The organism is Pseudomonas sp. SAS7, from assembly GCF_052112345.1.
In the GTDB taxonomy this organism is placed as follows: Bacteria; Pseudomonadota; Gammaproteobacteria; order Pseudomonadales; family Pseudomonadaceae; genus Aquipseudomonas; species Aquipseudomonas putida_Q.
The window spans coordinates 30320-53677 of sequence record NZ_JBEGGO010000017.1 but is presented as its reverse complement, the minus strand read 5'-3'; the positions used below and the strand labels follow the sequence as shown (position 1 = coordinate 53677).

The window sequence follows — 23358 nt, the reverse complement described above, 5'->3', positions numbered from 1 at the left end:
GCCGACGCCGCCCATGCCAGTTCCATGCAGACCGATGCCTGCGCACGCAAGGGCACCGAGGTGGTGCAGCAGACGGTGCAGGTGATCGAGCAGATTTCCCATGAGCTGAACGAGGCTGCACGCAGCATCGATGCCGTGAGCAAACAGTCGGATGTGATCGGGCAGATTGTGCTGACCATACGGGGCATTGCCGACCAGACCAACCTGTTGGCCCTGAACGCGGCCATCGAGGCGGCGCGCGCCGGTGATCACGGGCGTGGTTTTGCCGTGGTGGCCGACGAGGTGCGCAACCTGGCGGCGCGAACCAGCAAGGCCACCCTGGAAATCGTCGACGTGGTGCGGCAGAACCACGACCTGTCACTGCTGGCCGTGGCCAGCATGCAGTCGAGTTTGACCCGCACCGGTCATGGGGTTGCACTGGCCAATGAGGCCGGTACGGTGATCATGGAAATCCAGCAGGGTTCGCGGCACGTCGTGGATGCCATCAGCCAGATCAGCTCGACGCTTCAACTGCATTGAGTGCGTCGCCCAGCTCGTTCAGCAGGGCCTGCAGGCTGATTTGCAGTTGTTCACGTTGATCAACCGTTGGCAGGCCCCGCGCATGAGCGTTCTCGATGGCTTCGCAATCTGTGACCACGCCGCGCACCCTCATCATCTTCGCGCCGCCCTTGATGCGGTGAGCCAGGGTGCGCACGGCCTCATCGGAGGCCTCTGGTGCCAACGCGCGCAAAGAGGCGAGATCTTCGCCGACACTTATTGAAAGCTGTTCCAGCAGATGCCGCGTCAGTTGCCTGTCGTTCTGGGTCAGGTGGCGCAGTTCAGCCAGGTTGAAGCCGCTACTGCGCAGTGGCGGCTCATGGGCGCTGCGGGCGTGGGGCAGGTGAGCCTTGAGGGTGCGCAGGCCGATCGGTTTGAACAGGCATTCGTTCATGCCGCTGGCCAGGCATCGGTCACGCTCTTCGGTCTGGGCATTGGCGGTCACACCGAGGATCCGGCACGCCGGCAGCCCGCGTTCGGCCTCAATGCCTCGAATACGACGGGTGAGTTCGTGGCCGTCCATGACCGGCATGCTGCAATCGGTAATCACCAGGTCAAAACGCGCGGCCTGCCAGCGCTCCAGCGCGATCTGGCCGTTGTCTGCCAGGGTCACGTGATGACCCAGGGTGTGCAGTTGCCGTTCCAGCAACAGCAGGTTGGCGGGGTAGTCGTCGACCACCAGGATTTTCAACGGGCCAGTGCTGCTTTCGGCTACCGGGGTATGTTGCTGCACAGGCTCCGGCGCTGGGCAGGCTGGCAATTGCAGGCTGACCTGCACCTTGGTACCGACGCCTTCGACGCTTTGCAGGCTCAAGCTGCCGCCCATCAGTTCGGCAAAAGTACGGCTGATGACCAATCCCAGTCCTGCCCCTTGGTGGGTTCGCGGGCCGTTGGCCTGAGCGAAGGCGTTGAATAGCCGGGCCTGATCGACGGGGCTGATGCCGATACCGGTGTCACGCACAGACAGTTCGATTGGCAGGCTGCTGTGCCCATCGGTTGGTGGCATCAACAAGCTGGCCTGCACCTCGCCGCGCTCGGTGAACTTGATGGCGTTGCTGATCAGGTTGGACAGGATCTGCTTGAGCCGCAATGTGTCTGCCAGCACCCAGACCGGCTCGGCAGGCAGTTCTGCGTGCAGATGCAAGCCTTTGGCCCGAGCATTGCCTTCGAAAACCCGTACCGTTGCGCGTACCAGCTCTGCCAGGTTCGTGGGTACCGGCTGCAAGGTAATGTGCCCGGATTCGATGCGGGAAATGTCGAGAATATCGCCAATCAGTTCAAGCAGGCCGATGGCGGAGTCGTGGGCAGTCTGCAGGGTCTGGGCGTCGCAACGCCCCCCGCGACTGTCTTCCAGGGCCAATTCCAACAGGCCTATCACGGCATTCATCGGAGTGCGGATTTCATGGCTCATCGTGGCCAGGAAGGTGCTTTTGGTCTGGCTGGCCTGTTCGGCGTCGTCCTTGGCCTGGCGCAGCTGTTCGAGCAGGCCACGGCTCAAGGCCAGCTGCGCTTGCAGCGCATGCTGGGCCTCAGTGCGCTGGTTGATCAGCTTGCGCAGGTAGCTGTTCCAGAACACCACGCCCGCCAGCAGCAGGGCCGATAAAACCAGTACCTGCAACGCGAGTGTGCGGTAGTCGCGCCAGGGGCTGTCGCTGACCAAGGTGCTCGTGCGCCAGCGGTTGGCCAACTGGTCGAGCTCTTCGGGTGGAATGCTCAGCAGTGCCTTGTCGAGAATGGCTTGTAGCTGCGGCTGGTCCGCAGCCACGGCGAAGGCGGCAATGGCCGGGCCGTCGTCCAGCACGCTGGCGATGCGCAAGCGGCCCTTGAAGACATGGCTGATGTAGTAGGCGGCATTGATCTGGCTGCTAAGGGCAACGTCGGCAGCCCCGCTGGCCACGGCCTCCATCAGGCCGAGCGGGTTGTCCACTTCCACCAGCCGGGCCTGCGGATAACGTTGTTGCAGCAGCGCCCGTTGCGGCGAGCCACGTACCAAGGCAATGCGCTGGCCATCCAGCGCCTTGGCTTGTGCGGGGTGAGTGCTGTCGCTGCGGGTAACCAGAACGCGTGGGCTGACCAGGTAGGGGCGGGTATAGCGCAGTTGTTTCGAGCGATCCGCGCCGTAGCCCAGGGCGCCGATCATTTGCGCATCGCCACGGGCCAGGCGCTCGAGCATCGCCTGCGCCGAATCGCTTGCCACTGGCCGGAACTGTAGCCCGGTGCGCAGTGAGATCTGTTTCAGCAGATCAAGGGTGATGCCGGTTGGGCGGTGTTCGGCGTCGTTGAACGTCAGTGGCGCCAGCGAGGTGTTGACCAATACGTCGATGGAGGGGTGGTCAGCGATCCAGGCTACTTCTTCGTTGCTCAAGGCGGTGAGGTGGCGCTGCAAAAGCAGACTGGTGTTGCCACTGCTCCAGCGCCGCAGGATGTTCAGGCGCTCGCTTTCGCTGATGCGGGCCAGCGCCTTGTCGACCAACCGATGCAAGCGAGGGTTGTCGCTGGCCAGGGCAAATGCAAATGCGCCAGCAGGGACCCGGCAGAAGTGGTCGATTCTCAGCGTGCCCTGGTAACTCTTGCCGATCATGAAGTCGGTGCTGATAGCATCGCCCAGGTAGGCATCGGCCTCGCCCAGATCGACGGCGGCCAACCCGGCCAGGGTCGAGCGGTACAGGCTCAACTGTGCTTTGGGGTACAGGTTGCGTACGGTGCTGGCAGGCAGGTAGTGATCGACCATTGCCAGGCGCAGGCCGGCGAGGTCGGGTGTGTTCTTCAGGCTGCTCCCCTCGCGGGTGACGACGACGGGCAGGTCGTCGGCATACGGGGTGCTCAGGTTGAGCTCGGCGTCTGCAGCTTCGAAGGCATTGGAGCTGCCCAGCAGGTCGATACCGCCCTCACGTAGAGCGGCGATGGCCTCGTGGCGGCTGTCGAATCGGCGCACCTCGACATTTATGCCCAGCTGCTCGGCGATGATGCCCGCGTAGTCTGCGCTAATCCCTTCGTAGTCCTGTTGGCTGACGTTGATTTCAAACGGTGGATAGTCGGGCCGCGAACTGCCCAGTACCAGGTGTTGGCGTCGCTGCAGCCAAGCCCGGTCTTCGCTGGACAATTGCATTGCAGCTGCAGCGCTGACCGAGCGCGCCAGCAGTTGGCGAGGTTCGCTGCCGGCCAGCAGCGCAGTGGGGGCGATCAGGCCGATGACCAGGAGCATGCACGCCAGCAGGCGCTTCATGGCGGCCGGCGGCTCAGTAGACGTTGTTGCGTTTGGCCAGGTCGACCATCTCGACCAGCGATTCGGTCTTGAGCTTTTCCATGATACGGCCTCGGTAGGTGCTAATGGTCTTGGCACTAAGGTTCATGCAGGTACCAATGTTCTTGTTGTTTTCGCCGCGCGCCAGGCGCCGCAGCACCTCCATTTCACGGTTCGACAGGCTGGACAGGCGCACCGGTTCGCTTTCCAGCGAGTTGCTGTTGACCGACATCTGCGGGAAGGTCGAATAGCCCTTGACCAGAGCCTTGAGGGCAAACAGCAGTGCTTCGTGGTCTTCTTCCTTGGTGACGAATGCGCCTATGCCGGCATCCAGGCAACGCCGCACGTACAGATCGGTGGCCTGGCCGGTCAGCACCATGATCTTGGGGACCGGCTCAAGGCACTGCAGGCGTTTGATCACTTCCATGCCATCCAGGCCGGGCAGGCCGATGTCGAGCACCACCACGTCAGGGCGCAGTTCGCGGGCTACCTGCGCCACTTCGCTGCCGTTACCAACCTCACCAACGACATGAAAGCGTTCACGCTCGAGCAATAGGCGCAAGGACAGTCGGACAATGGGGTGGTCGTCGACGATCAGCACGGTTGTCATGTGGAAAACTCCTGTCGGGATGTGGTCCGCTTCCTGGATCACTCAGGAATACGTCTGCAAGTGGGTTAATCGGAAGCGCTGCAAGATACGACCAATCCTGAAGTTTGGTAATGCCGAGTATAGAAGTGTTGATAATCCGCGCGCTTGTTGTTGAAAAGTCCTACAAGCATTGGGAAAGACATCACCCTATCAAAGCGGCAATGCCTGGTTTGAGGTGTGCAGTCAGGCGCAAGCCGCGTGTGCTTTGTTCACGCGTTGGGTGGCAGCGGGGTTATTGACCAGCGCCTGGCCGACCCGCGTGGGGCGGGCCACCAGCTGGCCGGCACAGTTCGGGCAGCGGCCGTTGAAGCGGGTATCGGCGCAGGCGCGGCAGAAGGTGCATTCGAAGGAGCAGATCAGCGCATCGGGGCTGTCGCCCGGCAGGTCGGTATCGCAGCACTCGCAGTTGGGGCGTAATTCCAGCATGGGTGTGACTCCTGTTCGCAGGCGGGAACCCGGAGTCTGCTACGCCCGTGGCAATGCTGGCAATGCTCAGTCGCCAGGGCGGTACAGGTGGGCGTGCCCGGCGCGGTACAACGCCGACTCGGCGAATGGCGTATCCCCGAGCACGTGGCCTACCAGGATCAGCGCCGTGCGGCGAAAGTCCTTGGCTGCAACCCGTTCGACGATATCGCCAAGGGTGCCGCGCACCCAGTCCTGGTCTGGCCATGTGGCACGATGTACCACCGCCACCGGGCAGTGCGCGCCGTAGTGGGGGAGCAGTTCTTCGACGATCCGCGACAGGTGCTTGACCCCCAGGTGAATCGCCAAGGTGCTGCCATGGCGCGCCAGGTCGCCCAGTTGTTCGCCGGGGGGCATTGGCGAACTGTCGCCATAGCGGGTGAGGATCACCGTCTGCGCTACCTGTGGCAGGGTCAGCTCGCAGCCAAGCAGCGCAGCGCTGGCCGCCGTGGCGGTGACCCCGGGGATGATCTGGTAATCGATGCCCAGCGCTTGCAGGTGGCGGATCTGCTCACCGATGGCGCCGTACAGGCTGGGGTCGCCGCTGTGCACCCGGGCCACGTCCTGGCCTTGTTCGTGCGCGCTGCGCATGGCGGCGATGATCTGCTCCAGGTGCAACTCGGCACTGTTGATCACGGTCTCGGCCTGGTGGCCTTCGAGCACGGCAGCAGGTACCAGTGAGCCGGCATAGATGATCACCGGGCACTGGCGGATCAGCCGTTGGCCCTTGACCGTGATCAGTTCCGGGTCGCCGGGGCCGGCACCGATGAAGTACACCGTCATGGAAAGTCCTTGCAAGAAAGAGGAGCGAATTGTTCAGCAGGCCAGGGCGAGGGTCGCCGGGCCCAGTACCTGGCGGGTCAGTAGCAACCGGGCTGTGCTCCCGGGCTGCTCGCTGGCCAGGGCCAGCGCCGCGCTTTCGGCCACGCCCCAGCAGCCGCTGTGGGCATGGGCTGTGGCAGAGCGGTGGCTGAGCAGCGGCTCAAAGGCCTGCAGTTGCGCGCTATGGTACAGCACCAACGGCAAGCCAAGGCGTTCGGCCAGTTGCTGCAAGCCGGCTTCGTCGGCCTTGAGGCTGATACTGGCAATGCCGTGCAGGTCGGCAAGCGCAAGGCCCTGGCTAGCCAGGGCCTGGAGCAGCAGGGTATGCAGGGTATCCGCTGGGCAGCCCCGGCGGCAGCCGAAGCCGGCGTAGAACGCCGGCATCAGGCCTTGCTGGAGCGGCGGAACAGCCACGCACTGAGCAGGCCCAAGGCTACCCAGAATGCAGCGTTGGTCAGCCAGGAGGCCATCTTGAACTGGGTCTCCAGTGCTTCGGGGGCCAGGCTTTCATGGACTTCGGGCTGTGGAGCGCCGATCACATGGGGGATTACCAGCAGCACGGCGCCCAGCGCCTTCAGCAGCCAGTGGCGGGCGAACACCAGCAAGGCCAGGCCAACGGCCGTGGCGCTGGCCGTGCCAATCCACCAAGCCTGGCGTTGCCCCAGGTCGGCGGCAGCAGTGCCGGGCAGTTCCGGTGGCAGCCCCAAAGTTGGCGCCAGGCAGAACACGGCAAAACCGGCCAGGCCCCACAGCGCACCGGTGCCGGCACGCTGCGGTTCGCGCAGGCTGTACAGGGCGGCGAGAATCAGGGCGAAGCCGACCGCCACCACCAGGTTGCCACCGGTGGTGGACAGCACCCGCTGCCAGCCATCTTCCGGCGACCAGGCTTCGGCGCTGTGCTCGTGGGCGGCCACTTCGCCACCATGTTCGTGCTGTGCGGCCGGGGCCGAGGATTCGTAGGTTTCCGCCTCAAGAATCAGCGGGGCGACCCAGAAGCTTTGCAGCAGGGTCAGCAGCAGGGCCGCAAGCAGCCCGCTGAAGCCCGCGGTACGGGCAATGCGCGTGATCATCAGGCGTACTCAGTGGCAGGGGAAGGCGGCGCTGTGGCGGGTGTCGTGGGCGGCGTTGTGCACGGCCTCGATGTGCGAGAAACCGGCGAAGTACACCAGGCACAGGCCCAGCAGGCTGGCGCCGACGGCGATGACGATGCGCTGGCTGAGGGTGACGGGTGTGGCAAGGCTGTGTTGCTTGGTGCTGGTGACGGGCATGACGCGTTCCTCTGCGTTTTGTGGGCAACGGGCAAGCGCGGCATCCCCGATGCGTGGCCGCCCAGGGGAATGCAACAGCGCCCGCCCACCGCGGGGTGTTCATGAACGTCAGGCCGGTCTCCGGGCTTGCGAGGAGGAGCAGGGCTCCTGGAAAGCGTCACCTTCCCATGCCGGACTACATGGCACAGTGGTACAGACACTTCACTCGCTTACCGTTGCGGGGGCAGCACCGGCTTTGTCCGGCCCTGCTAGAGGGCCTGGGACGCACCGGTTTCCCGTTTCACCCCCTGTGGGGGCACCTTAACGTGAGGCATAAGGAGAGCATGGGGCGGGCTTTGCGTCAATTGCCAAGTACCGGGTTGGATTCTTCGCGGGTGAACCCGCGCCCACAGGCCAGGAGCAAATGTGCAGATGCTTCAGAAGTCATAGGCCAGCTTGGTGTACCAATAGCCGCCACCTGGGTGGAACGGCGGGTTGCCGTACGCCGCCTGGTTGCCGTTGGCGTTGTAAACGCCGTTCTTGTCGGGCCGCACATTGAAGATGTTGGTGCCACCCACACTGACGGTCAGGCTGTCGAACAGCAGGTACGACAGGTCCAGGTCGGTGATCCACTTGGCGCCAAAGGTGCGGTCCTGGGCCTGGTTCTGCTGCCAGGTTTCGACCTTGCCGTAGCGGGTGGTCTGCAAGGTGCCGGTGAAGTTGCCCAGCAACCACTGGCTGCCCAATACCCATTTGGTCTTCGGCGAAGCTGCCACCAGGTCACCTTCGCGGCCATGGCCGACCACGTCGATACCGGCAGCGGCCAGCGCTGCGGGCGTACCCCGGGTGCCGCGTACGGTAGTCTTGTTCCAGTTGAAGCCCAAGGTCCAGCGCACATCGCCCCAGGTGCCGAACTCGCTGGTGTGGTCACCCACCAGGTCGAGGCCGCGGGTGCGGGTGTCGAAAGCGTTGGTGTAGTAGTTGATCCAGGTGGTGCGCGCCAGGCCCAGCGATTCGAGGATGTCGCCAATGGCACCGGCACCGTTCTGCCGGTCGTAGAGGTTTTCGGTGAGCAGGATGCGGTCGTCAATGTCGATCAGGTAGGTGTCCAGGGTAACGCTGGTGCGGCGCGCCGGTTGCCAGGTCAGGCCAAGGCCGGCGTTGCGCGATTTCTCCGGGTCGAGCTTGTCGCCGCCGAATGCCAGCGCGGCTGCACTGCCGGGCGCCACGGTGCGGCGCAAGGCCGGCACCACATTGCCGTCGGCGTCCAGCGCGGTGCGGTTGTCGCTGACGGTGTAGCCGCTCTGGGTCAGCGACGGTGCGCGGAACCCGCTGCCCAGGGTGCCGCGTACCGCCACGGTTTCGCTCAGTTCATAGCGTGAATTGAGCTTGAAGCTGGCGGTGTTGCCCGAGTCGTCATCGTAGTGCTCGACGCGCGCGGCGGCGCCCAGGTACCAGCGCGGGGTCAGGTCCAGGCCGAGGTCGATGTAGGCGGCATAGTTGTTGCGTTTCACATCGGCCTCGTCTTCCGGGCGGATGGTCAGCGCAGCCTGGGCACCCACGGCGGTCTGGCCGTTGGCCAGCGCATAAAGCGGGTTGGGGCGCCCGTCCGCCAGGGTGGCCGGGTAGGTGTAGGGCCCGACGCTGTAGGCGATGGGGTCGCCGGCAAAGGTCCGGAAGCGCTCCCAGCGGTGCTCCAGGCCGGCCGAGACGCGGGTCGGTACTGCCAGGCCGAACAGGCCATCGAAGGCGCGGGTGATGTCCAGGTTGTTCACCCACTGGTCGAACTGCAACGTCGCCAGGTCATCGAACGAGGTTGGCGAGGCCGGGCCGTAGGTGGGGTTGATGGTCAGGTCGCTGGACTGCTGGTTCTTGTTGCGCCCGTAGGTGGTGGACAGGTCCCAGTCCCAGGCACCGGCGGCGCCACGTGCGCCGAGCAGCCACTGGTAGTCGGTGTCCTTGATGTTGTTGAGCGGGAAATACCCGTCGGGGAACAACTCCGGGATCGAGGCGTTGCTGTTGGGCAGGCGATAATTGTTGAAAGCCTCGAGCTTGCGCTCGGCATAGGTGGCGAACGAATACAGCTTCAGGTCGTCGCTGATGGGCAGCTCGGCGTTGTAACCGAGGTTGAAGGCGCGCAGGTCGGGGTCGCCGTTCTTCACCGCCCGGTGGTCCCAGGCGGCCTGGCGGTCGTCTTCGAAGTAGGCGCGGTAATCGGGGGCGGCCTTGTCGATCCAGTTGGCGGTGCCGCGCTTGCGTGCCTCGCCCGACAGGTGCAGGAAACCGCCGTCACCCAGGCTGAAGCCCTGGTCGCCCGCCAGCTTGATGGTTTCGCCCTGGCCGCTGTACAGCTGGCCGTAACTGCTTTCGTAGTGGCCGCCGCTGCTGGCGCTCTTGAGGATGATGTTGATCACTCCGGCCACCGCATCCGAGCCGTACTGGGCGGCGGCGCTGTCTTTCAGCACTTCGATGTGTGACACGGCGCTGACAGGGATCATGTCGATATCGACGGCGTTGGCACCGCTGTTGTCGGTCGAGCCGCTGGCCGGCACGGCGCTGTTGTGGCGGCGTTTGCCATTGACCAGCACCAGGGTGTAGGCCGGGCCCAGGCTGCGGTTGCTCAGTGGCCGCACGCCGGACTGGAAGCCGGCGATGTTGGTGCCGAAGTTGAACGAGGGCAGCAGTTTGGAAATGGCCTCGGACAGCTCGGCGCGGCCTGTACGCAAAAGCTGCTCGCTGCTGATCACGTCGATGGGTGCCGGGCTGTCGGCGACGGTGCGCTGGTTGCCCCGCAGGCCGGTGGAGATCACCGTGACGGTGTCCAGGCGTTGGTCTTCGGTAGTTGGGGCGGCATTGGCGAACGGGGTGAGCAGGCAGGCCAGGGGCAGGGCGAAAAGCGGTGTTCTAGACATCATGTCCTCGGAATACGGTGGAGCACGCAGGCGAATAGGCGCCAGGCGCTGAAAGGGCTGGCGTAGGGTGTTTGGGGAGTGTTTGCCTGCACCGGCCTCATCGAGGCGTCGAACCGCCCTGAAGAGGCCGGTACAGCGAGTAGAGGTCTAGGCCGTGCGAGCGCTGCGCCCAGCTTCACGCTGTTCAACCAGCGCACGAATCCGCGGGATCAGGTCCTGCCCGTATTCCACCGCATCGCGCAGCTGGTCAAAGCCGCGGAACAGGAAGGTGGTCACCCCCAGTTCGTAGTAGGCCAATGCGGCCTCGGCCACCTGGTCCGCAGTGCCTACCAGCGAAGTGGAGTTACCGGCACCGCCACCCAGCGCCGCAATCTCGGTCCACAGCCGGGTGTCATGCACCTTGCGCTGACTGGCCAGTTGCACCAGGCGTTCGGAGCCGGCGTTGCTCTTGCCGAAGTTTTTCTCGCGGCGGTTGCCCTGACGAATGCCGATGCGTTCCTGGGCATCGGCCAGAATACGCTCGGCGCGGGCCCAGGCTTCGGCCTCGGTGCCACCCAGGATCGGTCGCAACGACAAGCTGAAGCGGATGTGCTTATCGCGCCCGTAGCGGGCGGCAGCCTTGCGCACCTTGGCGATGCGCTCGCGTACCTGCTCCAGCGGTTCGCCCCACATCATGTAGACGTCGGCGTGCTTGGCGGCAACTTCAACCGCGGCGTCTGACGCACCGGAGAAGTAGATGGGCAAATGCTGCACCGGTTTGACCAAGGTCAGGTTGTCTTCGACACGGTAGTGAGTGCCCTGGTGATCGAAGGGCTCCTGCCGGGTCCAGGTGTTGCGCAGTACCTGCAGGTATTCATCGGTACGGGCATAACGGGCATCCTTGTCGAGGAAGTCGCCATCGCGCTGCAGGTCGCCGCTGTCGCCGCCGGTGATGACGTTGATCGAGGCTCGGCCCCGGCTCAGCTGGTCAAGGGTGGCGAACTGGCGGGCAGCGAACGTTGGCGCCTGGAAGCCCGGGCGGTGGGCGACCAGCAGGCCGATACGCTCGGTAAGCGCTGCCACGTAGCTGGCCAGGATCATCGAGTCCGGCGCACTGGTGTTGACTGCCAGCAATGCCTTGTCGAAGCCGCCATATTCCTGGGCCTGGGAGAAGGCCTTGATGAACTCCAGATCAACCAGCGGGCCACGTGGCGCCTGGGATTCGCTGCTTTCCTGCGGGCCGATGAGGCCGATGAATTCGAGGCTCATGAAACAAAACTCCTTGTCTGGGTGGGCTCAGGCAACCGCTGCCTGGCTGCGGCGCAGGGTGTTGCGGTTTTCTGGCACGCTGAGGCCGAAATTGTCGCGCAGGGTTTTACCGGTGTACTCACTGCGCACCAGCCCACGGGCTTGCAGCAGCGGCACCACGTGCTCGGTGAAGTACTGCAGGCCATCCGGTAGCAACGAGTTGATGATGAAACCGTCGGCAGCGCCGTTTTCGAACCAGTGCTGCAAAGCATCGGCAACCTGCTCCGGGGTGCCGACGAAGTCTCTGCGTGGGCGCGAGAAGCGCAGTGCCAGTTCGCGCAGGCTCAGGCCTTCATCACGGGCCAGTTGCTTGAGCTGGTCCGAGGTGCCCTTGTGGCTGTCGTTGCCCAGGGTGCCCAAGTCGGGGAAGGGCGCGTCCAGGTCATGCTGGCTGAAGTCGTAGTCGTTGAAGGGGCGACCCAGGGCTACCAGGGCATCCTCAATGCTCACCAGGTTGACGGCCTGCTGGTAGCGCTGCTCGACCTCCTCGGCGTTGCGGCCGACGATGGGGCGGATGCCGGGCAGGATGAACAGTGCGTCGGGGTCGCGGCCATGGCGCGCGGCACGCTGCTTGAGGTCCTGGTAATAGGCGTGAGCGTCGTCGAACGATTCCGGGCTGACAAAAATGGCGTCGGCGTTTTGCGCGGCGAAGTTGCGGCCGTCTTCCGACACCCCAGCCTGGAAGATCAGCGGCTGGCCCTGGGGTGAGCGCTGGATGTTCAGCGGGCCCTTGACCTTGAAGTACTCGCCCTGGTGGCCGAGGGTATGCAGTTTGGCCGGGTCGAAGAACTGCCCGCTTTGCTTGTCGCGGGTAAAGGCGTCGTCCTCCCACGAGTCCCACAGCCCCTTGACCACATCCACGTGCTCACGGGCAATCCGGTAACGCACGGCATGCGGCGGGTGTTCAGCCTTGCCGAAGTTGTCAGCGGTGCCGGAAAGCCAGGAGGTCACCACGTTCCAGCCTGCGCGCCCGCCGCTGATCAGGTCCAGCGAAGCGAATTGGCGTGCCACCTGGAACGGTTCGGTGTAGCTGACCGTGACCGTGGCTACCAGGCCGATGTGCTCGGTAACCGCAGCCAGCGCCGAAAGGATGGTCAACGGCTCGAAACGGTTGAGGTAGTGCGGGCTGGAGCGGGCGTGAATGTGCAGGCTGTCGGCGATGAAGGCGAAGTCGAACTTTGCCGCCTCGGCCAGCGCTGCCTGCTGTTTGTAGAAGCCGAAATTGACACTGGCATCGGCCAGCGCGTCTGGGTGGCGCCATTCGCCCCAGCCGTGGCCGACGCCATGGATCATGGCGCCCAGGCGGATCTGTCGTTTGCTCATCGGAGTACCTGTGGGTTGTGTTGCAAAGGGAATGGGGACAGCCATGCGTCACCTGGCCCGTGGGCGAAGATGAAGCAGGGTTGCGGGTGAGAGAGGTGGCATGCGTGCAAGGCTCCTGGGGTGGTCGTGGTGGACGGCCTCCGCCAGGAAAGGGGTCGGTCTGGAGTGACCTTAGCGGGTGTGGGGCGGGGTTGGGAAAGGCTTTGTTGTTCTATGCTAATTATGAAATATGAAAATAACAGTGGTGTTTCATAATGCTTCATATGCATTTTGAGTTTGAGGCTGACCTGAGATTGCTGGGGGCGCTTTGCGCCCCATTCGCGGCACAAGGCCGCTCCTACAAGGGACCGCGTTGCCTTGAGGAAACGCGGTCCCTTGTAGGAGCGGCCTTGTGCCGCGAATGGGCTGCAAAGCAGCCCCCGAGGCCTTCAAACTCAAGCCGCAACAGTGACCAACCGCCCAGGCACGGCAGCAATCAACTCTCGCGTGTAATCACTCGTCGGCCTGTCGAACACCTGCGCCACCGTCCCGCGCTCCACCACCTGCCCCTGGCGCAGCACCAGCACCTGGTCGGCCATGCTCGCTACCACCGCCAGGTCATGCGATACCAGCACATAAGCCATGCCCAACTCTCGTTGCAGCTCATCCAGCAGTGCCAGAATCTGTGCCTGCACCGACACATCCAGCGCACTCACCGGCTCGTCGAGCAGCAACAGTTCTGGCTGTAGCGCCAGCGCCCGGGCGATGGCCACCCGCTGGCGCTGGCCCCCGGACAGTTCGCGGGGCAGGCGGTCAAGGTAATGCAGAGGCAGGTGCACTCGCTCAATCAGTTCGCGGGCGCGCTGCTCCAGTGCCGCACCTTTGAGCAGGCCAAACGACACCAGCGGCTCGACGATGCTGTCGAACACCGTGAAACGCGGGTCGAGGGCGGCGAAGGGGTTTTGCTGCACCAGTTGCATGCGTCGGCGCAAGGGGCGGAACTGGCGCCAGCCGTGGCCCGTGACATCCTGCTGGTCGAACAGCACATGGCCTTGGCTGGGCGCTTCCAGGCCTAGCGCAATGCGCAGGGCGGTGCTCTTGCCCGAGCCGGATTCACCGACGATGGCCAGCGTTTGCCCCGGGTGAACCTGCAAGTCCAGGCCCTGCAACGCGACAAAGCGGTTGTCCTGGCCTTTGACCTTGGGCAACTCGAACGTTTTGCCAACACCCTGCAGGCTGAGGATCGGCTTTGCGCCCGGCGCCAGTTGCCGGGGCTGGCGACGAGCGCTGAATGCCGGTGCGGCATTGAGCAGTGCGCGGGTGTATGGGTGCTGCGGTGCCTGCACGATCTGCGCGGGTGGGCCTTGCTCCACCAGTTCGCCCTGCTTCATCACCAGCAGGCGGTCGGCGCGGTCGGTGGCCATGCCCAGGTCGTGGGTGATGATCAGCAACGAGATGCCACGCTCGGCCACCAGCCGCTGCAAGTGATCGAGGATCTTGCGTTGCACGGTCACGTCCAGCGCGCTGGTGGGTTCGTCGGCGATGATCAGCCGTGGGTTACCGGCCAGGGCGATGGCGATCAGCACCCGCTGGCGCATACCGCCAGAGAGTTCGTGCGGGTACTGGCGGGCGCGCACGGCCGGGTTGTCGAGGCCAACCTGGGCAAGTAACTCCAGCACATCGGCATCGACGCTGCGCGAGCGGCCGCCTTGGGCCAGCAGCAGCGCCTCGCCGATCTGCTGGCCAACGCGCAGGGTGGGGTTGAGGCTGACCATCGGGTCTTGCGGCACCAGGCCGACGGTACGCCCACGCAGCTGGCGTTTCTGCCGTTCACTGGCGCGCACTACATCCAGCCCGTCGACCCACAGCTGGCCACTGTCGATGCGCGCCGTGCCCGGTAACAGGCCGAGCAGGGCGTTGGCCAAGGTCGACTTGCCCGAGCCTGACTCGCCGACAATGGCCACGGTCTCGCCCTGGGCCAGGCTGAAGGCGAGGTGCTTGACGGCCTGCGTAGCCTGGCCGGAGGCGTGATAGCTGATGCTGAGGTCGCGTACCACAAGCAATGGCTGGTCGTTCATCGTGGGTGCTCCTCGAAGGTGCGGGCAAGGTGGTTGAGGCTGAATACCACGGCCACCACGAACAGGCCGGGCAGCAGCGACACCCAGGGGGCGGTGATCAGGAAGTGCCGGCCGTTGGCAATCAAGGTGCCCCATTCGGCCGCTGGCGGTGCTGCGCCAAAACCGAGGAAGCTGAGGCCGGCCGTGGCCAGGATGGCGGCGCCGAAGTCCAGCGTGGCCAGCACGGCCACTGGCCCCCAGGCATTGGGCAGCACATGCCGCAGCAAGGTGCGGCGCCAGCTGGCGCCTCCCAGGCGTGCGGCCTCGACATAGGGCAAGGTCTTGACCCGCAGCACTTCGCCGCGGGTGGTGCGGGCAAAGCCTGGGATGATGCCGACGCCGACCGCGATCGCCACCGGCACCGTGCCAAAACCGATGGCGGTGACAATGGCCAGGGCCAGCAGCAGGCCGGGCAGGGCCAGCAACACATCGACCAGGCGCATGAGGGCGGCATCCAGACGCCCGCCAGCAAACCCGGCGAGTACGCCCAGGCTCAACCCACCTGCCAGGGCAATGCCAACCGCCAGCAATGCGGCCTGCACCGACAGGCTGGCGCCATAGACCACGCGGGTGTACAGGTCACGGCCCAGCTCGTCGGTGCCGAACCAGTGGACGGCGTCAGGGGCCCGTAGCTTGTCGACGGGCGACGTGGCGTATGGGTCGAAGCTGGTCAGCCAGTGCGGCGCCAGTGCCGCCAGCAGGGCGAACAGCACCACCAGCAGCGCCAGGCTGAAGCCCGGGCGGGCCAGCAAAGGGGCGAGTGCCTGGCCGAGGCGCTGCAGGCGAGTGCGGCGCTTCCAGGTGGCTGGCGGGGCGGCGGCACGCAGGGGGTGAGTATCGGCGGTCATGGTCAGGTCACCTTCGTGGCGTGGGCGATGCGGGGGTCAAGATACGGGTACAGCAGGTCGACGATCAGGTTCACCAACACGAAGGCCGCCGCCGACACCGCGACAATCGCCAGCACCACCGGGATGTCTTGGCGCAGTACGGCTTCCTGGGCCAGGCGGCCAACGCCATTGCGCGAGAAGATGGTCTCGACCAGCACCGCCCCGGACACCGTGTTACCCACCTGCAACCCGACCAGGGTAAGGATTGGCAGGGCTGCGTTGCGCAGGCCGTGCCGCGCTTGAACCTGCGCACGGCTCAGGCCCTTGGCGAATGCAGTGGCGATGTACGGCTCCTGCCATACGCTTTGGAAGCCGCGCTGCAATACCTGGGCGTACACCGCAGCACTGGGGATGGCCAGGGTCACGGCCGGCAGCACCAGGCTGGCAAAGCCCTGGCTGCCGGTGGCCGGGAACCAGCCCAGGCCGAAGGCGAAGACCTGGATCAGCAGCAGCCCCATCCAGAACACCGGTACGGAAAAGCCCAGTGACGGCAAGCGTGACAGCGCCATTTTCAGCGGTTGCCATTGCAGGTAGGCGGTGAGGTAGGCCAGGCCGATGCCGCCAAGCAACGACAGCGCGATGGCAAAGCCGGCCAGGCCCAGGGTTTGCGGCAGGCGCTCGGCCAGCAGCGCGGTCACTGGGCGGTTCAGTGACAACGACTGGCCCAGGTCGCCGTGCAGGGCCCGCCACAGCAGGTCGAAGTACTGCTCGAAGATACCCTTGTCCAGCCCGTAGTAGGCGCGGGCTTTGGCCAGGTCCTCGGGCGACAGGCCATCGGCTTCCATGCCCGATGCACTGAGCATGATCGCCAGGGTGTCACCGGGCAGCAGATAGAGGATGAAGTAGGTGATGGTGTAGGCGCCCCACAGCACCAGCAGCGCCTGGCCGATGCGGCCGATCAGGTAACGGTTCATGGCTGCGCGACCTGGATGTCACTGAGGAACGCAAAGCCTTCGGCGGTCCAGCGGAAGCCCTTGACCCGAGGTGCTGTGGCGGCTTGCCACACGCGTTCGTACAGCGGGAACGCCGAGGCTTCGTCAACCAGCAGGTCTTGCAGCTGGCCATAGGCCTGTGCGCGTTGTTCGTCGTGGGTGGCGGTAATGCCGTTGTCGAACAAGGTTTGCGCCTGGGCCAGGGTGTGTGGCTCGTAAGTGTTTGTGGCCAAGGTGGCACTGCTGGCGGCGCGCGGGTCGAGGATGGTCTGCAGGATGATCGGGTCGGCGCGGGTCATGTAGGTGGAGGTGAGGTCGTAGTTGCCCGAGGCGTTGCCGGCCACCCATTCGGCACGGGTCAGCACGTTCAGTTTGAGGTCGATGCCGACCTTGCGCAGTTGGTCTTGCACCAGCACATCACCGGCACTTTCGGCGGGGGTGAGGTTGTAACGCAGGGTCAGGCGTTTACCGTCCTTGTGCCGGTAGCCGTCGTCACCCTTGCTCCAGCCGGCGGCATCCAGCAGTCGCTCGGCGCCCTGCGGGTCGTAGGCCAGCTTGTCGGCTTGGGGCTTGAAGTACGGCGTGGTCACGTCATACACCCCGGTCACCACCGGGAACTCGGCGTTGTATACGGTGTGGGCGTAGCTGGTGCGGTCGATGGCCTTCTGCAGGGCCAGGCGCACCTGGCGGTCGCCCAGCAGGCGGTCGTTGCGGGTGTTGGGATAGAGGTTGAGCGCCGGGCCTGGCAACGAGCGGCTCTGGATGGTCGCGCCTTTTGCCTGGAACAGCTTCAGGTCAACTTCGGAAAACGGGTTGCGTGGCCAGAGGATGTCGGCCTTGCCTTGCAGGAACAGGCCGTTGCGCACGCTTTCTTCGGGGATGTAGCTGATCTCCACGCGGTCCAGGTGGGCGGCGCCGGGGTTTTTGACGTTGGCGGAGGCCCAGGCATAGTCCGCTCGCTTGACCAGGCGTGCGCCGACTTCCGGGGTGTAGTGTTCGAGGATGAACGGGCCAGTGCCGATGATCTTGCCCAGCGAACGCTCCTGGGCGGTGAGCGCGTAGGAGGCCGGGGCGAGGATGGCCAGGTTGGTGGTGGACGTGGCCTGCAGGAAGCCGGCGTTGGGCCGCGACAGCACCAGGCGCACGGTGAACGGGTCGACCACTTCGGCATGGTCGAAGCCGGCCAGGTAAGTGGCGCCGAACGTGGCAGGCAGTTGTGCCGCGAAAGCCTTGTTGCTGTCGAAGGCGGTTTTCACGGCTTGGGCGTCGAAGCGCTCGCCGTTGCTGAAGGAGACGTCCTGGCGCAGGTGGAAGGTGTACTGCAGCGCGTCGTCACTGACCTCCCAACTGCTGGCCAGCCAAGGGATGATACGGCCTGTGGCCGGGTCCTGGTCGGTGAGTGATTCGGCGACGTTGCGCAACAGTACGCGGTGTTCCAGCCAGTAGACCTGGAACGGGTCGACGCTGACCAGCGTGGTGTTGTCGCCCCAGAAGGCTATGTTCAGGGTTTTGCTGGTGGCATCTTCGCCGGAGGGGGAGCAGGCGGCGAGCGTGAAGGCCAGGGTGGCGCAGGCCAGCAGGCTTCTGGCCAGGTGTAATGGGGGCATTGGGTGATCCTTGAATGGGGTATGAGGTGTTTGTTCGGGCCCTATCGCCGGCAAGCCAGCTCCCACAGGATCACCACAGGACTCAATCCAGTGGGGTTTCTGTGGGAGCTGGAGGCCACAGAAAACCTGTCAGTCCTGGTAATCCAGCCCCTCCCGGTCCAGCTGCCGGATCAGCGCATCCCAGTGCCGCTGGATCCCCTCACCCAACCCGTCGGAAAACCGCTTGGACTGCTCATGCACCTTGGCGATCGCCGCCGGCGCAGCATGCAGCAACTGGTCGTTGCCCCCGGCCTGCGCCGCTACCTGGATGTTGCAGGCCCGCTCCAGCCCGTGCAGTTCACGGAAGGCATGCTCCACGCTGACACCCCCGGTCAGCAGGCCATGGTTGCGCAGGATGAGGATGTTGCTGTCGCCCAGGTTGGCCACCAGCCGCTGCTGCTCGTCCAGGTCCAGGGCGACGCCTTCGTAGTCGTGGTAGGCCACCCGGCTGTAGTACGCCAGGGCATGCTGCGAGATCGGCAGCAGGCCGTCGCGCTGGGCCGACACCGCCGCGCCATCGCGGGTGTGGGTGTGCAGCACGGCCTTGAGGTCATGCCGGGCGCGGTGGATCGCGCTGTGAATCACATAGCCTGCCTGGTTGATGCCCAGGCCCAGCGGGTCGTCGATGATGGTTCCATCCACGTCCACCTTCACCAGGTTGGATGCGGTGATTTCGTCGAACAGCAAGCCAAAGGCATTGATCAGAAAGTGCTCGTCAGGCCCCGGCACACGTGCCGAGAAGTGCGTGTAGATGTGGTCGGTCCAGCGGAACAGCGCGGCCAGGCGGTAGGCCGCCGCCAGCTTGACCCGCACCTCCCATTCTTCGGCGCTGACCCGTTGACGTACGGTGTTTTCCGGGGCGGTGACGACAGACAGTGCAGTCATGGTGTTCTCCAATAGGTGTGGGTTCAGTAGCCGCGCTGGGTGTCGACCAGGTTATGCAGCGGCGCCTGTTCGCGGTAACGGGCAAAGTTGTCGAGGAATGCCTCGAGCAGCGCGGGGTAGCCGTCCTCGGAAATCGCCGAAGTGTGCGGCGACAGGAATACCCGAGGGTGGTGATAAATCGGGTGGCCTGCTGGCAACGGTTCGGGTTCGGTGACATCGAGGCTGGCGCGGCCGATCAGCCCGTCGTCCAGGGCCTCGAGCAGGGCCTGCTGGTCCAGCAGGCCGCCACGGGCGATGTTGATCAGGTGCAGCCCGGGCTTGGCGTGGGCCAGCACCTGGCGGTCGATCAGGCCACGGGTGGCGGGGGTGAGCGGGGCGGCGATGACCAGGTGATCGCTGCCGGCAAACAGCTGCTGCAGGTTGTCGACGCGCTGTACGCCCGGCACCTCGGCAATGGGTTGGCCTGGGCGGTTCAGCGCCAGTACCGGCATGCCCAGGGCGTTTGCCTTGCGTGCCAGGCTCTGGCCGATGCTGCCGAAACCGAAGATGCCCAAGGTGCGGCCACGTACCGGGGCCAGCGGGGTCAGGCGCCAGTCGGCGTCCTTGACCCACAGGCCCGGCAGCTGCTTGGCCGCGGCAAACACCAGGGCCAGGGCGAATTCGGCCACCTGCTCGGCATTGGCGCCGCGGCCACTGGTGACCGGCGGGCCCTGAAACACCCAGTCGGGGTAGAAGTCGATGCCCGAGGACACTACCTGCACCCAGCGCAACGACCACGGCCAGCCTGCTGGCGGGTTGTCCACGCGGTTACCGCGTACATTGATCGGGCGCACGATGAACACATCGGCGGGCACGTCCAGCTGCAATTGGCCCGGGGCGATATCGATCACCTCATGGTCGGGCAATCGATCGCGCAGGTATTGGTTGGCCGGTGCGTCCAGCTGGCTGGCGATGATCGAGTGGCTCATGCCGCCACCTCCGCCAGGGCGGCGCGCCCGACATGGCCGAGCACCACGTCGTCCTGAGGCGTGTGGATGCGGCTGCACAGCACATCACGGTAGTGCCGCTCCAGCGGGTTGCGCCGCGACAGGCCTGGGTTGCCGGCAGCCTCGATGGCCAGTTCCACGGCCTGGATGGCGTTGCGGCTGACCAGGTGCTTGAGCTGCCCGGCGTGGCGCGGATCGACCTGCCCGGTCACGGCCGCGTTCAACAGGCTCTGGTTGGCGAACAGCAAGGTGTCGATACGCCCGACCACGTCCTGGAAACGCGGCAGGCTGGCCAGTGGTGCACCGAGGTTGGACGGTGCCCGCTGGTTCAGGAACTGCACCAGCCAGTCGCGTGCGGCCTGGGCCACCCCGTCGTACAGCGCAGGCAGCAAGACTGCCATCCACAGCAGGCCGGTGCTGTCGAGCTCGGCGCGCGGTGCGCTGGCCGGGCTGACGCTGACGGCATGATCGAGCGGGATCAGTACCTCGTCGAACTGCACTTCATGGCTGCAGGTGGCGCGCATGCCCAGGTGGTCCCAGTCTTCGACGATACGGATGCCCGGGGTGTCCTTGTGCACCAGGAAACCGCCCACCAGTGGGTCCTGGTCGTCGCTGCGGGCCCATACCAGATACCAGGTCAGGCCATGGCTGCCGGTGGAGTAGATCTTGCGCCCGGACAACCGCCAGCCCTCGGCGGTGCGCCGGGCGATGGTGGCCGGCAGGCCGCCGCGGGCGGGTGTGCCCAGTTCGGGTTCGACGCGAAACGCGTTGATCAGGGCGCCGTCGGCCACCGCGTCGCCGGCCACCTGCAGGCGCAGGTGCTCGGGCCAGCGGTCTTCGTCCTGCAGGCGAAAGTGCTGCAGGTACTGCATGACGAGGATCAGCGCCGTGGACGGGCAACCTTTGCCGACCGCGGCGATGACCTGGCGCGCACTGGCCAGGTCGGCGCCACCGCCACCCAAGTCGCGGGGCACGGTGAAACCCAGCAGGCCGTGGCGGTGCAGCAGGTCGAAGTTATCGGCGGGGAACCGGCCGCTGCGGTCGTAGCGTTCGGCGTTGGCGGCCAGGGCCTGGGTGAGTTCGGCAAGCGCGCTGGCGGAAGGGGGGTGACTCATGGGTATTCATCCCTGGAACACGGTGGGTTTCTAAGACCGTATTCGTATGGATGATCGCTGTAAAAGTCTTTTTGGTTCTATGCTAATTATTAACTGTAAGAATTACATGAGTATTTAGTTATGCGAGTTGGTTATTTTATTGCAGGTGAAATGCCAGGGCTGCCACGCAGCCCAATCGCGACGCAAGGCCGCTCCCACAGTGATCGCGCAATCTTTTAGATTTTGCTCAAGACAGTTGCTGTCACAAGGGATTGCGATTTCAGCTCACCCGCACAGTTGCTGCCCGGCCACCCGGCCAAACAGCTCGACCGGCTCCTGCAGGTTGCCCAGGTAGCGTGGGTGGAACAGCCACAAATCCACCTGCGGCTTGAAGTCCGTCACACTGACCACGTCCAGCGCATCTCGGTGGCGGCTGTTCTGCAACAAGGGCTCGGGCACCAGCCCAAGCCCCTGCCCATTGGCCACCAGCCCCAGTTGCAGCTCGGTGCCAAAGGTCTCCAGGTTGATCGACAGCCTCAGCCCCTGTTCGCTCAGGGCGCGCTGCAACCCTGCGCGAAAGCCGCAACCATCGGGGTTGAGCACCCAGCCACGGGTGTAGCAGTCCTTGAGCTTTAGGCTGCGCTTGCCGGTACTGCCCTTGGCCGCTACCACCCGCAGCGGCATGCGGGCGATCGACTGGCTGGCGATGCCCTCGGGGAAGATCTTGCCGGGCGGGAACAGTGCCGCGGCGGCATCCAGCTCGCCGTTTTCCATGCGTGCGATCAGGCTGCTGCCCCAGCCACTGGTGACCTGGGTGCGCAGGTCGGGGTAGGTTTCACGAATCTGTGCCAAGGCATCGAGCAACACCACATCGCCCAGGGTTTGCGGCACGCCCAGGCGCAGGGTGCCGGACGGGGCCCCGTCGTTGGCCACCAGCTCGCGCAGCGAGTCGATCTCACGCAAGATCGCCTTGCACTGCTCGTACACCCGCAGGCCCATGGGGGTGGGCTTGAGCGGCTTGGTGTTGCGGTCGAGCAGGGTGGCGCCCAGGTCTTCCTCGAAGTTCTGCACGCGGCGGGTGATGGCCGGCTGGGTCAGTTGCAGGGCCTCGGCGGCAAGGTTGGTCGACTGGCAACGGATGACCGCCACGAAGGCGTCCATGTCATCGATTTTCATATTCGGCGCTCACATATTGGGGCGGTGGGACATACCGTAGGAGAATAATCCTCAATGGCCGGATTGTCACAGCACCTGTGCACTCACGCGCTTTCGCGGGCAATCAACTCACACGCCAACAGGTTCAGCCGCTGCACTTCGCCCTCACTCGCCACCACACCCAGGTGCTGCAACACCCGCAACGCCGCCACTTCGCCTATTTCCCGCGAGGGCGGGCGCAGGGTGGTCAGGCTGGGCAGCAGCATGTTGGCGAAGGGGTAGTCGCCAAAGCCGACGATGGCCATGTCTTGCGGCAGGCGCAAACCGGCGCGTTGCCCGGCCAGCAGAGCACCGGCCGCCAGGTTGTCATTGGCGAAGATGATCGCCTCGGGCCGTGGGGTGCGGCGGATCAACGCTTCCATGGCCTGCTTGCCCGCCTCGAACGGCGCGCAGTCGGCCGAGGGCACGAACACCCAAGGCTCCAACCCGGCTACCCGCAACGCCTCGATATAGCCATCGCGCCGCTCCAGCGCACTCAGGTCGCCGGCCGCGCTGTTCTGCACGAAAGCAATGCGCCGGTGGCCCTTGTCCAGCAGATAACGGCAGGCCTGTACGCCCACCTGGTGATGAAGGAAACCCACTTGCAAGGGCGACCGCTCAGGGCGGTAGTCCCATATTTCCACGACTGGCACGTCTGCGTCGGCCAGCATCTTTTCTGTGGTCGGGCTGTGGAAATGGCTGGTCACCACCAGCGCTGCCGGCGACCAGCCGAGAAAGGCCCGCACCGCGCTTTCTTCCTGCGCTTCGCTGAAGTAACTGGAGGCCAGCAACAGTTGGTAGCCATGGCGGCTGAGGGTGTCGCTGAACGCCTGGATCGTCTGGGCGAAGATCGGCCCGGAGATGTTCGGTATCACCATGCCGACAATGCGCCCACGGGCCGATGCCAGCCCCCCGGCCACCAGGTTGGGCACATAGCCCAGCGCTTGTACGGCGGCTTCGATGCGCTCGCGCAATGGTGGCGAAACCTGGTCTGGCTGGTTGAAGTAGCGCGACACGCTGATGGCCGAAACCTCAGCGGCCCGAGCCACCTCGGTAAGGGTGACACGGCCAGCGCCGCGGCGCTTGCGGGGGGGATCCTTGGCCTGGCTCACCGGGCTGCCTCCTGGGGAAATGGCGCGATGGTAGCGCTAACGA

At 65.0% G+C, this 23358-nt stretch carries 20 protein-coding genes and 1 riboswitch; of the genes, 1 reads left to right on the top strand and 19 read right to left on the bottom strand.

The genetic code is table 11. The features are described 5' to 3' along the window. The first annotated feature begins 24 nt into the window (after window positions 1-24). Entirely contained in the window at window positions 25-519 is a 495-nt protein-coding gene (locus ABI582_RS23550) for a methyl-accepting chemotaxis protein (RefSeq protein WP_232107066.1), read from the top strand. Here the strand turns inward: ABI582_RS23550 and ABI582_RS23545 are convergent. The 19 genes from ABI582_RS23545 to ABI582_RS23455 form a co-directional block, all read right to left on the bottom strand. Continuing rightward, the gene (locus ABI582_RS23545) at window positions 494-3763 is read right to left on the bottom strand and encodes a transporter substrate-binding domain-containing protein (RefSeq protein ID WP_442120451.1); all 3270 of its coding nucleotides are present in this window, start codon (window positions 3761-3763) and stop codon (window positions 494-496) included. The two genes, ABI582_RS23550 and ABI582_RS23545, sit on opposite strands and share 26 nt — an antisense overlap. A 13-nt stretch (window positions 3764-3776) precedes the next feature. Further along, window positions 3777-4391, bottom strand: a complete 615-nt coding sequence (locus tag ABI582_RS23540; protein WP_442120450.1) for a response regulator — start codon at window positions 4389-4391, stop codon at window positions 3777-3779. A gap of 222 nt (window positions 4392-4613) precedes the next feature. Beyond that, window positions 4614-4856, bottom strand: a complete 243-nt coding sequence (locus ABI582_RS23535) for a DUF1272 domain-containing protein (protein WP_028612989.1) — start codon at window positions 4854-4856, stop codon at window positions 4614-4616. 66 nt (window positions 4857-4922) lie between these two features. Next, a complete protein-coding gene (gene cobM, locus ABI582_RS23530; protein ID WP_043200168.1) occupies window positions 4923-5675 on the bottom strand; it encodes a precorrin-4 C(11)-methyltransferase in 753 nt (250 codons plus the stop codon). Between the two features lie 33 nt (window positions 5676-5708). Then, window positions 5709-6098 (bottom strand): cobalamin biosynthesis protein, encoded by a 390-nt coding sequence (locus ABI582_RS23525; RefSeq protein WP_442120449.1) that lies wholly within the window; start codon window positions 6096-6098, stop codon window positions 5709-5711. Next, the gene (locus ABI582_RS23520) at window positions 6098-6784 is read right to left on the bottom strand and encodes a CbtA family protein (protein ID WP_338747317.1); all 687 of its coding nucleotides are present in this window, start codon (window positions 6782-6784) and stop codon (window positions 6098-6100) included. The genes ABI582_RS23525 and ABI582_RS23520 overlap by 1 nt, the downstream gene beginning before the upstream one ends. Window positions 6785-6793: 9 nt before the next feature. Then, window positions 6794-6982, bottom strand: a complete 189-nt coding sequence (locus ABI582_RS23515; protein ID WP_028612985.1) for a CbtB domain-containing protein — start codon at window positions 6980-6982, stop codon at window positions 6794-6796. A gap of 94 nt (window positions 6983-7076) precedes the next feature. Continuing rightward, window positions 7077-7300, bottom strand: a riboswitch (cobalamin riboswitch). Between the two features lie 98 nt (window positions 7301-7398). Continuing rightward, entirely contained in the window at window positions 7399-9873 is a 2475-nt protein-coding gene (locus ABI582_RS23510) for a TonB-dependent receptor plug domain-containing protein (RefSeq protein ID WP_442120448.1), read from the bottom strand. Window positions 9874-10020: 147 nt separating this feature from the next. Next, complete coding sequence (locus ABI582_RS23505) at window positions 10021-11121, bottom strand: LLM class flavin-dependent oxidoreductase (RefSeq protein ID WP_442120447.1); 1101 nt, start codon at window positions 11119-11121, stop codon at window positions 10021-10023. 27 nt (window positions 11122-11148) lie between these two features. Then, window positions 11149-12483, bottom strand: a complete 1335-nt coding sequence (locus ABI582_RS23500) for an LLM class flavin-dependent oxidoreductase (RefSeq protein ID WP_442120446.1) — start codon at window positions 12481-12483, stop codon at window positions 11149-11151. A 434-nt stretch (window positions 12484-12917) separates the two neighbouring features. Beyond that, on the bottom strand, window positions 12918-14540 hold the full coding sequence (locus ABI582_RS23495; protein ID WP_442120445.1) for a dipeptide ABC transporter ATP-binding protein: 1623 nt from the start codon (window positions 14538-14540) through the stop codon (window positions 12918-12920). Next, entirely contained in the window at window positions 14537-15427 is an 891-nt protein-coding gene (locus ABI582_RS23490) for an ABC transporter permease (protein WP_442120444.1), read from the bottom strand. The genes ABI582_RS23495 and ABI582_RS23490 overlap by 4 nt, the downstream gene beginning before the upstream one ends. 2 nt (window positions 15428-15429) lie before the next feature. Continuing rightward, complete coding sequence (locus ABI582_RS23485; protein ID WP_442120443.1) at window positions 15430-16380, bottom strand: ABC transporter permease; 951 nt, start codon at window positions 16378-16380, stop codon at window positions 15430-15432. Further along, window positions 16377-18005, bottom strand: a complete 1629-nt coding sequence (locus ABI582_RS23480; RefSeq protein WP_442120442.1) for an ABC transporter substrate-binding protein — start codon at window positions 18003-18005, stop codon at window positions 16377-16379. The genes ABI582_RS23485 and ABI582_RS23480 overlap by 4 nt, the downstream gene beginning before the upstream one ends. Window positions 18006-18134: 129 nt before the next feature. Further along, window positions 18135-18929, bottom strand: coding sequence for a class II aldolase/adducin family protein (locus ABI582_RS23475; protein ID WP_197898758.1), 795 nt, complete (start codon window positions 18927-18929; stop codon window positions 18135-18137). Between the two features lie 23 nt (window positions 18930-18952). Continuing rightward, the gene (locus ABI582_RS23470) at window positions 18953-19897 is read right to left on the bottom strand and encodes a D-isomer specific 2-hydroxyacid dehydrogenase family protein (protein ID WP_442120441.1); all 945 of its coding nucleotides are present in this window, start codon (window positions 19895-19897) and stop codon (window positions 18953-18955) included. Next, window positions 19894-21030: an acyl-CoA dehydrogenase family protein gene (locus tag ABI582_RS23465; protein WP_338747326.1), complete on the bottom strand. Its 1137-nt coding sequence runs from the start codon at window positions 21028-21030 to the stop codon at window positions 19894-19896. Before ABI582_RS23465 ends, ABI582_RS23470 begins: the two co-directional genes overlap by 4 nt. A gap of 264 nt (window positions 21031-21294) precedes the next feature. Further along, complete coding sequence (locus ABI582_RS23460; RefSeq protein WP_049275362.1) at window positions 21295-22185, bottom strand: LysR family transcriptional regulator; 891 nt, start codon at window positions 22183-22185, stop codon at window positions 21295-21297. Between the two features lie 83 nt (window positions 22186-22268). Beyond that, the gene (locus tag ABI582_RS23455; RefSeq protein WP_442120440.1) at window positions 22269-23315 is read right to left on the bottom strand and encodes a LacI family DNA-binding transcriptional regulator; all 1047 of its coding nucleotides are present in this window, start codon (window positions 23313-23315) and stop codon (window positions 22269-22271) included. Window positions 23316-23358: the final 43 nt, after the last annotated feature.

Coding starts and splice junctions, on each gene's coding strand:
- ABI582_RS23540 (WP_442120450.1), bottom strand. CDS start 4,391: ATGACAACCGTGCTGATCGTCGACGACCACCCCATTGTCCGACTGTCC.
- ABI582_RS23465 (WP_338747326.1), bottom strand. CDS start 21,030: ATGAGTCACCCCCCTTCCGCCAGCGCGCTTGCCGAACTCACCCAGGCC.
- ABI582_RS23505 (WP_442120447.1), bottom strand. CDS start 11,121: ATGAGCCTCGAATTCATCGGCCTCATCGGCCCGCAGGAAAGCAGCGAA.
- ABI582_RS23495 (WP_442120445.1), bottom strand. CDS start 14,540: ATGAACGACCAGCCATTGCTTGTGGTACGCGACCTCAGCATCAGCTAT.
- ABI582_RS23515 (WP_028612985.1), bottom strand. CDS start 6,982: ATGCCCGTCACCAGCACCAAGCAACACAGCCTTGCCACACCCGTCACC.
- ABI582_RS23510 (WP_442120448.1), bottom strand. CDS start 9,873: ATGTCTAGAACACCGCTTTTCGCCCTGCCCCTGGCCTGCCTGCTCACC.
- ABI582_RS23550 (WP_232107066.1), top strand. CDS start 25: ATGCAGACCGATGCCTGCGCACGCAAGGGCACCGAGGTGGTGCAGCAG.
- ABI582_RS23520 (WP_338747317.1), bottom strand. CDS start 6,784: ATGATCACGCGCATTGCCCGTACCGCGGGCTTCAGCGGGCTGCTTGCG.
- ABI582_RS23525 (WP_442120449.1), bottom strand. CDS start 6,098: ATGCCGGCGTTCTACGCCGGCTTCGGCTGCCGCCGGGGCTGCCCAGCG.
- ABI582_RS23545 (WP_442120451.1), bottom strand. CDS start 3,763: ATGAAGCGCCTGCTGGCGTGCATGCTCCTGGTCATCGGCCTGATCGCC.
- ABI582_RS23470 (WP_442120441.1), bottom strand. CDS start 19,897: ATGAGCCACTCGATCATCGCCAGCCAGCTGGACGCACCGGCCAACCAA.
- ABI582_RS23475 (WP_197898758.1), bottom strand. CDS start 18,929: ATGACTGCACTGTCTGTCGTCACCGCCCCGGAAAACACCGTACGTCAA.
- ABI582_RS23480 (WP_442120442.1), bottom strand. CDS start 18,005: ATGCCCCCATTACACCTGGCCAGAAGCCTGCTGGCCTGCGCCACCCTG.
- cobM (WP_043200168.1), bottom strand. CDS start 5,675: ATGACGGTGTACTTCATCGGTGCCGGCCCCGGCGACCCGGAACTGATC.
- ABI582_RS23535 (WP_028612989.1), bottom strand. CDS start 4,856: ATGCTGGAATTACGCCCCAACTGCGAGTGCTGCGATACCGACCTGCCG.
- ABI582_RS23485 (WP_442120443.1), bottom strand. CDS start 16,380: ATGAACCGTTACCTGATCGGCCGCATCGGCCAGGCGCTGCTGGTGCTG.
- ABI582_RS23490 (WP_442120444.1), bottom strand. CDS start 15,427: ATGACCGCCGATACTCACCCCCTGCGTGCCGCCGCCCCGCCAGCCACC.
- ABI582_RS23460 (WP_049275362.1), bottom strand. CDS start 22,185: ATGAAAATCGATGACATGGACGCCTTCGTGGCGGTCATCCGTTGCCAG.
- ABI582_RS23500 (WP_442120446.1), bottom strand. CDS start 12,483: ATGAGCAAACGACAGATCCGCCTGGGCGCCATGATCCATGGCGTCGGC.